This is a genomic window from Rhodobacter sp. JA431 (genome assembly GCF_900217725.1).
GTDB lineage: Bacteria > Pseudomonadota > Alphaproteobacteria > Rhodobacterales > Rhodobacteraceae > Rhodobacter > Rhodobacter aestuarii.
The window spans coordinates 1-7,975 of record NZ_OBMP01000019.1 but is presented as its reverse complement, the minus strand read 5'-3'; the positions used below and the strand labels follow the sequence as shown (position 1 = coordinate 7,975).

Sequence of the window (7,975 nt, the reverse complement as noted above, 5' to 3'; positions counted from 1 at the left end):
GCGGTTGCGCTCTGCGCCTTTCTGGGCTTTGCGCAGCCTGTACAGGCCGATCAGGCCAGTTTGGCGGCAGAAATCGCGGCATTGGGCACACGGGAGGTTTCAAGCCCCGAGAGGCCGAAACGGGATTGGTTGGAAACGGAGGTCTCCGACTGCACGCTGCATTGGCGCAAATATGTCCAAGAGCCGGGGGAAGAGAAATATCTTCTCAGCGCTGATGCGATCCCGCTTGAGGGGGTAGAGTTCGGCAAGGTGATTGATTTCATGGATTTTGCCAAACCCGACGCGGCCACCAAGGCGCCAAATGACGGCGCGCCCGCGCTTGCTGCGGTGGAACCCGTGCCTTCCGCCCCCGAGACCACGCCCCCCGAACAGGCGATGCTCTATTTAGATTATAAAATGACCGCGGGTTGGGTGGTGGAGCGTTTGGTTCCTGTCGAGAAAGATCCGCGCCCCCCCTTCCGCTCCGGCCCGGTGATTGCCGGGCGGGCCTATGTGATTGCCGAGCGCAATCGGGGCGGGGTGTTTTTTCAAGGCTTGCAGGATCTTGACCTGCCCAACCGCTACCTGCGCGCGATTGAGACGTATCGCGATTCCTATTGCCGTTTGCTGGGCTGACGCAGCGGTATGCGCGGCTGATTAAGGTGTTTTGCCACGCAGACGCCGCCCCAATGCGCGGAGTTTACGGGTGATCTTTCTCAGCAGCGGCATTTTGCGTTCGGGCAGCTTTTCGGAATATTCCATGACCATCCGCCGCAACAGAGTGTTGCGCCGTTCGATATGCTCTTGCGGGCTGAGTTGGCGCGGCGCGATCGGGCGGCGCAGCCGCACATAGAATTCCACGCCCGTCGTGTTTGACACCTCCTCAACCTCAAGGGAGATCAGGCCAAGATACTGCGCATCCAGCAGCATCAATTCCAATGATGCCGGGGTGAACACCGAGCAATGTGTGTCGATATATTCGGAAAGCGCGGTGCCCTTCTTCCAATCGTCGTAAAGGGCGCGCAGATCGGTTTCGCAGCCAAGGCGCGCGGGCGAAATGCCCATCTGGAACGCATAGGGATCAGACGGGGTATCTTGGCGCCGCGCATGAACCGACTGCGCCCGAAACACCTGCGCCGGGCTCGGTTTTTGCGGATCAGACAGCGAGGCTTCGATCCAATCCGCCAAAGTGCTGCGTGAGCGGAAAACGTCAAAACAACCGCGATGGTCGGGCACGGCAATCGACAAGACGCCGCCGGGGCGCAGAACTTGCGCGCAGCCGTTGAGAAATTTGATCGGATTGGGCAGGTGCTCAAAGTTATGCGAACTGACAATGTAGTCATACCGACCATGGTCGGTCTCTGGCACCAGCGCGGCAATCTCGGTCGCGCTGCCAACGAAATCCACCTCTTCGATGGCGGTGCAATCGCGTGCACTTTGGTTTGGGTCTGCGGCACCACGGGCGCGCAGCGTCTCGGTGTCGAACACGTCGAGGATGCGGATGTTGTATCCGGCAGCGCGCGGTGCAATCGCCGCGAGCCAGGGGGCGACTTCAATACCGAGATCCGTCTTCGATATGCCTTTAAGGATAATGTCTCTGCGCTCCAAACTCGTCTCCAAACCCTGTTTATATCCCTAAAGTTTACCGTAAGGGTTGTGCCGGGGTTCGCCAAGAGAAGGTTAAGGGTTGAGCGTCACCTGTTGCGCCGATGCCGTATAATCCTTGGTGATACGTGTTTGGAGGGCGCGAGCGCGCGTTCTGGGCGCGAATGGTCCAATTTTACCCAAACTGTTTCCAATTCTCGCCCCATTTCGCCGCCAGATTGAGGCTGTTCGGGAAACAAAGCTCGAATGTGTATTGGCAGTAGTGAGTCATTGATATGGTAGGTAACGACGAAATGCGTTTTCGACGAAGGCCGGATCGGGCCGGAGCGTGGCAGCGCTTGAAACGACCCTCTCCCCCCTCTGACAGCATCAGCAAGGAGTGCCTGAAATGGAGTTCAGGATCATTGCCGTCGTGCTGAGCTTTCTGGGGTTGATGTGTTTGCAATTGGCAGATTCAGGCACATTCGGCACCGGTTCGCTCGCACGCTCCTTTGACAGACCCGCCTTTGTCGATCTCTCCGGACATCAGGTCGGTCGCTCCAACTTCAGCCCATTGGCGCTTCCCCGCCCAAGCCGCCTCGACTTCGACGCGGGGAAGAAATTCTTCGGCTTGGACTGACCCCGCCGATGCAATGGTGCCACAAGAAAAGGCCGCCCCGTGGGGCGGCCTTTTTGTCACTGTCCGGTGACGATGGCTGGATCAGAGTTCGTCCAGCGCTTCGATCGCTTTTTGCAGATCTTCTTTGCTGACTTCTTTGTCGGTCACTTTCGCGCCCGAAACGATGAAGTCGATCACTTTGTCTTCGAAGATCGGCGCGCGCAGTTGTTGTTGCATTTGCGCGTTGCTCTTCACGAATTCAAAGAAGGCACGTTCTTGACCCGGGTATTGACGGGCAGCGTTCATCACCGCTTGCGTCATTTCCGCGTCGGTCACTTCGATTTTCTCGACGCGGCCCATTTCGGCGAGCACGAGGCCAAGGCGGACGCGGCGGGTCGCCAGCGCTTTGTGTTCCTCGGTCGGCTCGATGTTGCCGTGGTCATGGCCGTGGTGGTCGGGGTTTTCCTCGTGCCACAGTTGGTGCGCGATTTGGTTGGCTTCGGCTTCCACCAGCGAGGGCGGCAGTTCGAAGTCCATTTTGCCATCCAGCGCGTCCAGCAGGCCACGCTTCAGCACAGCGCGCGCCGCGCCGACATATTCGGCTTCAAGGCGTTCGGTGACTTGGGCTTTGAGCGCGGCCAGATCTTCGGAGCCGAATTTCTTCGCCAGTTCGTCATCGACTTCGGCCGCTTTCGGGGCTTTCACCGCATGGACGTGGCATTTGAAGGTGGCTTCTTGGCCCGCCAGATGCGCGGCGCCATATTCCGCCGGGAAGGTCACTTTCACTTCCACATCTTCACCGGCTTTCGCGCCAACGAGTTGGTCTTCGAAGCCCGGGATGAAGGAGTTGGAGCCCAGTACCAGCGGATATTCTTCGCCTTTGCCGCCTTCAAACGGCTCGTCGCCAAGGAAGCCTTCGAAATCGATCACGACTTGGTCGCCGTCTTTCGCTTTCGAGCCTTTGCGGCGGTCTTCGAAGCTTTGCGCCGATTTGGCGAGGTTTTCGAGCGCTTCGGTCACGGCAGCTTCGTCGGCTTTCACGACAAGGCGTTCCAGTTCCAGCTCGCCACGGTCGAAGCTCGGAATTTCCGGCAGCGCTTCATAAGAGACGGTGAAAGTGGCATCCGAACCCGGTTTCCAGGCTTCGCCGTTTTCCATCTCGATTTTCGGCTCCAGCGCCGGGCGGTCGCCCGAGGTGGAGAGAATTTCTTTCACTGCGGCATCAACGCCTTCATTGAGCACGTCGCCCAGCAGACGATCACCGAATTGCTTGCGCAGGATCGGCATCGGCACTTTGCCCTTGCGGAAGCCCTTGATCTCGACTTCGGGCTGGGCCTCGGCGAGTTTCGCGGTGACTTTGGCCTCGAGCTCCTCACCGGTCAGGGTGAAGCTGTAGCCGCGCTTGAGGCCTTCGTTGAGGGTCTGGGTGACCTGCATGGGGTTTCCTCTGGTTCCGGCGCGCCGCGCGCGCATGGGGCAAAAATTTCAGAGGCCCTTCTAGGCACTCGTCGCTTGGCTGGCAAGGCGAAACGCGGCGCAAAAACGGCGTGTAGGGGCGAATCTTTCTGCTTTTCGGCCATTCTTGCGCCATCTTCGATCGGCAAAACCGGGCTGTTTATGATTGGTGAGGAGTGTTCCATTGAACAAAGGCATTTTCATGATTGTCGTCGCCTTGGGAATGATTGGCGCGGCCATGGTTTTGGGGGGGCAGGATTGGACCCCGAAAGAGATCGATTTTTCCGACATGCCGAAAGAGCCCAATGCGGTCGAATGTAAGCAGATTTCTTCGGCATATAGCCGGGAAATGGATGCGATTACGCGCGCGGCCGCCGAGGCATTGCAAGCCGCCCCCGCGCCGACCGCGCAAGCGCGCTTCGTTGGGGCGGGAGACGGCTTTGGCAATGTGTCAAAGGCCGGTGGCTCTGGGCTTGGTGGCCTGCGGATGCAGCTCAAAAAACTTGAGCGCGTCGAGAAATATCTCTCCCGCGAATGTGGCGGCAAATAGCGGAACCTAATCCCGCGCATCGCGTTAAGCCCAAGCGCGACAATGAAAACGCTCGTGCAGGCCGACACCGCCGCGCGGGCGTTTGCTTTTGGAGATGATGGTGCGGGTGAAGGGACTCGAACCCCCACGCCAAAGGCGCCAGAACCTAAATCCGGTGAATGTTCCGTATCTTCAATCGCTTGGCGGAAAAAATTCGCAGGACATATCGGGAACGCAAGGTGAATCTGCGAAACCTGCCGCCCGCCTCGAAAATTGGCAGGTTCAGCGGTGGGACTGGAAGCGCGCTGTGCGGCGCGATGCGGGCCTTTCTGACGCGGCCAAGGTGCTTGCGGCTGCGCTTTGCGACGACTTCGCCCACCACGAAACTGGCTTCTGCAATCCCTCTCTTGAGACGCTGGCCGAGGCTGTCGGCAAGTCTGTGCGGACTGTCCAGCGCGCCCTTGCCGAGCTGCGCGCGGCGGGCTGGATCGAGGTTTCCGAGGCGCACGGGCGCGGGCGGTGCAACGAATTTGGCTTCCTGAAAGGTGCCAATCCTGACGCCTTTTCGACCTCTGAAAAGGTGACACGGCTGACGCGGCAAGCGCCGGAAAAGGTGACAAACCTGACGCGCGGCAAAACCGAAAACACGTCAAACCTGACGCGAAAAGGTGACAATCCTGACATGCCCCCCACACCCCCCTATAAGGATAAACCAACCAATAACCAAAAGGCGGGCGCGAAAGCTGCCGTGCTTTCCGATCCTCGCCAGCCGCATCAACGCGCAGTTGTGCATCAAGGCTATCAGCTCGAAGCGTGGAACGATTGGCTTTCGTGCAATGGCTTCGAATGCCGGTTGCAGGACATTTCCGAGAAGTTGAGCGATCAAGGCGGGCTTGGCTTCGATTGGGTTTCTCGGATGCCGCCAGCGACTGACAATCTGATCGAAAGCAATTGTGCCAAGCGGTTCGTGAACTTTCGGCTCTACGCGGTGGGGCTTCGCTGATGGCACACTGGCTTTACATCGCCTCGACGTGGGCGCTGCTGCTCCAAGCCAAGCTTGCTGAGAAGCTGATGCGCGAAATCTGCGGGCAGCACACCCACGCGGGCCGGGTTCTCCATGTGGCAGCGGAAGGGGTGGGCAGCTTTGCCAGCCGCGTTGCCGCGCTCAATGATCCTGAATTTTTCGCCTATCGCGCGCCGCTTGCTGAGGCGGCGCAGAACTTGGCCGCCGTCTCGGGCGGGCTGCTTTCGCACAACGAAGCCTGAAAGGAGGCTGATTATGACAGACCGTTTTGAGTATCATTCTCCGGGGCTTGATGGCCCCGCCATGGGCGCGGTGGTGATCACGCCCAGTGACACGGAGGACCTTGCCGCGCCGATCCGCGCCTTGACCATTGGCGGTTCGCCGGGGGCAGTGCGCTACACCCACTCGCGCACGGGCGCGATCTGCACCACGGCCATCTTGCCGATGGGTGTGCATTCGATCTGGGCACGCCGCATTTGGTTCACAGGCACCTCTGCCACTGAACTGACGGGGTGGGAATAATGGTGAGCTTCATTGGCATTGGCGGGCTTGGCCTCGTTAGCATCGGGGGCGGGCTGGTTTCCGCGCTGCCGAGCTACCGCGTTGGCGACATCAACCCGCTGGCTATGCTGGACTTCAAGCACGGCTATTACTCCGTCCCGTGGTCTTTCACGCGGGCCAGCGTGGCGACTTATGTTGATGCGCATGGCGCGGTTCAAACTGCGTCGATCAATAAGCCGCGCTATGAACGCACAGCGGAGGGAAGGCGCGCATTGTTGCTTGAGGGCAGCGCGACGAATTTTCTGACAACTCACACAAACCCGACGAACCTCGCAGGCTTCACCAAAACTGGTGACGCCAACGGCGTGTTTAGTCTCGTCGATGATGCCACTGAACTTGAAGCCGCTGGCCTGTCCGAAATCGTTACTTCTGGCAAGGTGTTCAAAGTGGATAACTCTGCGGGCATCTCAGACGTTTGGGTTAATTCCGCGGTTACTGTTGGCGCTGTCGGTCCGTTCGCAATGCAGCTGCAATATCGCGGTGGCGGCGCCGATTGTTCCGTCTACCTGACCGGACAATCGTCGGACAGAACGCTGCTTGAAAGCGAAGGTTACGCACGCGCCGTCAAGGTGTCCACCGCGACAGATACCACTCAGAAAATGGTAATTCGGGTGTCTCCGGGCAGGGTTATTTATTTCACAATGGCGCAGCTTGAGGCGGGGTTGGGGGCAACATCCTACATTCCGCAGTCTGGGGTGGCCACCACCCGGGCGGCAGATATTGTCGCGCCAATTGACGTTTCCGGTATGGACCTGAGCGCGGGCTATTCGCTCGTCGCCAAGGGGCAGATGGACGCTTCGGCGGGGTTGTTTGACCGGGTTGTCCAACTGGACGCTGGGGACGACCTTAGTCGGCAACACTTTATGTGGCGCATATCCGCAAGCTCGTTTCAGTCCGAGGTTTATGATAACGGCGTGGCGCAAGCTACTTTCGTGGCTTCTGGTGGGCCACAGCTTGGCGATGACTTTGCAATAGCCATGGCCGCAGGGCCTGACCACTTCCAGACTGCTAGGAATGGCGTGGCAGGCGCAAAAGATAGCGCTGTTGTATTCAGTGCTCCCGTTAACCTCAGACTGGCCAGTTCATATGCCAGCTCTCGCCCCGCTCGCCTCTTGCTCGAAAGCGTCCTCGTCTACCCCGGCCTTCTGTCCGAAGCCCAGCTGATCGGGGTGACGGCATGAACACCACCAAGAAGGGGGCAAGCTCTGACGACGCGGCTCTGACCCGGTTGCAGCTTTTTGCAATCGACCGGGCACTTGCTGATGTGGTGCTGGGAAGCGACTGCCTCACGCTGCGGGCAAAGGATCATCTGGTCGCGATCCAGCGCAAAGTGAGGCGGATGCGCCTCGATGTGGAGGGGGCGCACCGGCTGCCGGACCTAGGGAAGCTGCGCGGAATGGCGCGGGTCCTTCCCTCTGGATACCCGCACACGGGTAATTCGCACCCCGACAATGTAATCCCCCTTAACATTGGATGAAGCCTTAACAAGTCGGGCCGCTTAACAAGGTGGGCCGCTTAACAGGATCGCGGAACGCCTCCCCGACCGAAACCGATGGGCGACGGAATCGCCCGGATGAAAAGCAAGGAAACTGAGCATGTTTGACAAGAAAATCACCGGCGCGGCGCAACCGACCGCGCGCCACCTCGCCCAGATGCGGCTCGCGGCCTCGAAGGCGGGCCTTCCGCCCGAGCAAGCCGACCTCATGGCAGAGCATGGCGTGAGCCTTGCCGCTGCGGATGCGACGGCGCAAGGGCTTGCTCAAATCGCCACGATGGCCGCGCCTTTTCTGGGGTCTGGGCGGCTCGATGCGGATGCCATGACGCGGATCACCAAGCACGCGCTGCGCGCTGGTGAGGGGGTCACCGACGCGGCGGAGATCACGGCGGCGATTGCGAAAGCAGCCGGCGAAGAAGCCGTTGCGATTATGGCGGCAAATGAGCCGATGGGCCGCTCGCTGGCCCCGAGTGCTGCGCCCGGTGTTCCGGCGCAGGCCGCGCGTGGTGCCACCTTGGCCGAGTGCATCGCCGATGGCCTCGTGGCGCGCATGAGTGTGACCCACACCCCGACGCATGGGCGCGAATTTGCGCAGATGCGCCTTGAGGATATGGCGCGCTTCGATGGCAGCACGGGGAACCGCCGCACCCGACAATTCATGGGCGGGCTGCATGTGACTGAGGATTTCCAGATCGCCCTGGGCATCGCCTCGAACAAGCTCTTGCTCAA

Annotated in this window: 11 protein-coding genes; 9 read left to right on the top strand and 2 right to left on the bottom strand. The window is 59.8% G+C overall.

Annotation, left to right across the window (positions count from 1 at the left end):
- On the top strand, positions 1-615 hold a 615-nt coding region (locus tag CRO18_RS18940), incomplete at its 5' end, for a hypothetical protein (RefSeq protein ID WP_170952741.1).
- A 21-nt stretch (positions 616-636) separates the two neighbouring features.
- Here CRO18_RS18940 and CRO18_RS18345 read toward each other — a convergent pair.
- Complete coding sequence (locus CRO18_RS18345; protein WP_170952740.1) at positions 637-1,587, bottom strand: bifunctional 2-polyprenyl-6-hydroxyphenol methylase/3-demethylubiquinol 3-O-methyltransferase UbiG; 951 nt, start codon at positions 1,585-1,587, stop codon at positions 637-639.
- A gap of 385 nt (positions 1,588-1,972) precedes the next feature.
- Between CRO18_RS18345 and CRO18_RS18340 the strand changes: the two genes are divergently transcribed.
- The gene (locus CRO18_RS18340; protein WP_076483318.1) at positions 1,973-2,203 is read left to right on the top strand and encodes a hypothetical protein; all 231 of its coding nucleotides are present in this window, start codon (positions 1,973-1,975) and stop codon (positions 2,201-2,203) included.
- Between the two features lie 81 nt (positions 2,204-2,284).
- On the opposite strand, the gene tig is transcribed toward CRO18_RS18340, so the two are convergent.
- A complete protein-coding gene (gene tig / locus CRO18_RS18335; RefSeq protein WP_076483319.1) occupies positions 2,285-3,619 on the bottom strand; it encodes a trigger factor in 1,335 nt (444 codons plus the stop codon).
- 220 nt (positions 3,620-3,839) lie between these two features.
- On the opposite strand from tig, the gene CRO18_RS18330 reads away from it, so the two are divergent.
- The 7 genes from CRO18_RS18330 to CRO18_RS18295 form a co-directional block, all read left to right on the top strand.
- A complete protein-coding gene (locus CRO18_RS18330; RefSeq protein ID WP_170952739.1) occupies positions 3,840-4,187 on the top strand; it encodes a hypothetical protein in 348 nt (115 codons plus the stop codon).
- 286 nt (positions 4,188-4,473) lie between these two features.
- Complete coding sequence (locus CRO18_RS18320; protein WP_212710202.1) at positions 4,474-5,169, top strand: helix-turn-helix domain-containing protein; 696 nt, start codon at positions 4,474-4,476, stop codon at positions 5,167-5,169.
- Entirely contained in the window at positions 5,169-5,432 is a 264-nt protein-coding gene (locus CRO18_RS18315) for a hypothetical protein (protein ID WP_097083215.1), read from the top strand. The genes CRO18_RS18320 and CRO18_RS18315 overlap by 1 nt, the downstream gene beginning before the upstream one ends.
- A 13-nt stretch (positions 5,433-5,445) precedes the next feature.
- A complete protein-coding gene (locus CRO18_RS18310) occupies positions 5,446-5,712 on the top strand; it encodes a hypothetical protein (protein WP_097083214.1) in 267 nt (88 codons plus the stop codon).
- Positions 5,712-6,932, top strand: a complete 1,221-nt coding sequence (locus CRO18_RS18305) for a hypothetical protein (RefSeq protein ID WP_097083213.1) — start codon at positions 5,712-5,714, stop codon at positions 6,930-6,932. Before CRO18_RS18310 ends, CRO18_RS18305 begins: the two co-directional genes overlap by 1 nt.
- Positions 6,929-7,228, top strand: coding sequence for a hypothetical protein (locus CRO18_RS18300; protein ID WP_097083212.1), 300 nt, complete (start codon positions 6,929-6,931; stop codon positions 7,226-7,228). Before CRO18_RS18305 ends, CRO18_RS18300 begins: the two co-directional genes overlap by 4 nt.
- Positions 7,229-7,346: 118 nt before the next feature.
- Positions 7,347-7,975: hypothetical protein (locus CRO18_RS18295; RefSeq protein WP_143128693.1), on the top strand; the 629-nt coding region annotated here is incomplete at its 3' end.